Raw genomic sequence first — 2,226 nt, forward strand, 5'->3', positions numbered from 1 at the left:
GGCTGTAGGCGAAGGTCACCAGGCGACGCAGCGGCTCTCCGACCGTCTTGGGGTACCACATGGCATCCGACAAGGCGCCGACGGCATTCAGCAATGCCGGATTGCGGGCCATGGTAAGAAAGCTGTTCGGCACATACCCGATCGAATCGACCATTCCCTGAAAGATCGGCTCGTACTTAGCCAACTGTTCCCGGGGGAGAGGTTCGATACGCGCCATTTGATGTGTCTTTCAAACAAGATTTTTGGGAAAGGGTGGCGAGGCAAATCGCCGGCGCCACCGCGGTATTGCGATCCGACGTCAGTCGACCTTGAGCTGAACCTTCCAGTCCTTCGGCGCGAAGTTGGTCGCAGGCACCGTGTCGACATTGGTCTTGTCGATCAAGGTCACCGCCGGAACGGCATCGATGATCTTTGCCTTGCCCTCGAGCAGGCGCACCGCCATGTCGACCGCCATCTTGTTGATGATGATCGAGTTCTCAACCACGACTCCCTTCACGTCGCCCGAAGAGATGGCGGGGATGAGATCCGGCGTTATGAAGCTTCCATAGAGGGCGATCGAACCGACACGGCCCTGCTCACGCAGCGCGTTGAGCGTAGCCTCGATGCTGGTGCCCATGCCGACGAGCAGGCCGAGATCGGGATAGGTGGTCAGCGCGTCCTCGACCAGCGGCTGCTGCTCGAGCCGGCTGGAACCGCCGTAGACGACCTTCTCGGTCTTGACGTCGGAGCCCTCGACCGCCTTGGCAAAGCCCTTGGCGGTGTCTTCCGACCAGGCGACGCCGGCTGGGCCGGGCATGACCACGGTCGATACCGGGCCTGAGCCCTTGGCGTGCAGCTTGGCGAGTTCACGGCCGATGATCTTGCCGACTTCGATATAGGTCACCACCACGCGGCCATCGACCGGCGCATCGACGCCGATGTTGAGGTCGATCACCTTGACGCCCTTGGCGCGAGCCTCGGCGATCTTCTGGCTGAACGCCGTCGGCGAAACAGCCATCAGCAGGATGGCGTTGGCGCCGAGCGTCACGCAATCGTCGAACTGGGCGAGCTGCTTGTCCAGATTGCCGTAGCCGCCGGCATCGAAGACGGTGAGCTGGGCGCCGAGCCGCTTCGATTCTTCGACCGTCCCGTAGATATATGCGCGCAGGATGTCGTTGGTCGTGTGCGGGGCCAGGAAGCAGAGGTTCCACTTCTTCGTCACCTCGCTGGAATCAAGCGCGGTGTATTCCGTTTCCTTGCCGTCGAAAGGCTGTGTTGCCGACGTGCGCAGATCCGACGCCAGCACTGGAAATTTCCAGCTGTCGGCGGCGCGAGCCGGGATCGATGCCGTGAAAATCACGGAAAAACCAATGGCGGTCGCAGCGATCAAGCCACCTGCCAATTTCGTAAAGCTGTTCATTTTTTTGCTCCCTCTGGATCATGATGTTTGATTGACATTCATGATATTTCAATGGAATATCAGCGCCACATCAAACTGTCAACAACAACGCGGACAATCAAGTGACACAACAGTTTCAAGCAGATGTGGCGGTGGTGGGTTCGGGTGCGGGCGGATCGGCCGTCGCCGGCGAACTCGCGGCCGCCGGACTTGACGTCCTGGTCATCGAAGCCGGCCCGAAATGGTTCGACCCGCTCGGCACCCATGTCCGCAACGTCTACAGCTCCGAAGCCGATCTCTCGCGCGTCGGCGACATCATCTATGGCGAGATGCTGAGCTATCCGAGCGGCGCCGACGCGCCGATCGGCAATCTCAAGGATTTGAAGGTCGCACATGGCACAGGCGGAATGTTCGCGCTGTGGATGGGCAACTGCCCCTACCCGGACACGGGGGAACTGCCGCCGTGGATGAATGCGGCGGACTGGACGCCCTATTTCGACCGCGCGCTGGCGCTGATGCATATCGACCAGGCTGGCGGCGGCGAAGGCAAGATGTTCGAGGCGCTGCTTGAAAAGACCCGCAAGGCGATCGGGCCAAGGCCTGATGGCAGAGAGGTCAGGCCGATGCCGTTTGCGGCGCGTCGCGTCGACGGCAAGCTCAAGATCACCGCATCGGACGAGCTGTTCTTTCGCGGCGCCCGCTCCCTGCCCAATTTGCGCGTCATGAGCGACTGCATCGTCGGCGAAGTGATCGCAAACAGACACAAGGCGACAGGCCTGCGCGCGGTGCGGCGCACGGACCGCAACGAACCGATCGAGATCTCCGCCGATACCATCGTCATCTCCGGC

The 2,226-nt window shown here is 61.3% G+C and carries 2 protein-coding genes and 1 pseudogene; 1 reads left to right on the forward strand and 2 read right to left on the reverse strand.

Going from position 1 to position 2,226, the window contains the following annotated elements; translation table 11 throughout:
* Positions 1 to 217 (reverse strand): annotated as a pseudogene (locus EN742_RS32435) (hypothetical protein); the annotation flags it as partial.
* 81 nt (positions 218 to 298) lie between these two features.
* Positions 299 to 1,399 (reverse strand): TMAO reductase system protein TorT, encoded by a 1,101-nt coding sequence (locus EN742_RS32440; protein ID WP_128333749.1) that lies wholly within the window; start codon positions 1,397 to 1,399, stop codon positions 299 to 301.
* Positions 1,400 to 1,500: 101 nt separating this feature from the next.
* Here EN742_RS32440 and EN742_RS32445 point away from each other — a divergent pair.
* Positions 1,501 to 2,226, forward strand: a 726-nt coding sequence (locus EN742_RS32445) for an NAD(P)-binding protein (protein ID WP_148670428.1), incomplete at its 3' end; no start/stop codon positions are given.

It is taken from the genome of Mesorhizobium sp. M4A.F.Ca.ET.020.02.1.1 (genome assembly GCF_004022645.1).
GTDB lineage: Bacteria > Pseudomonadota > Alphaproteobacteria > Rhizobiales > Rhizobiaceae > Mesorhizobium.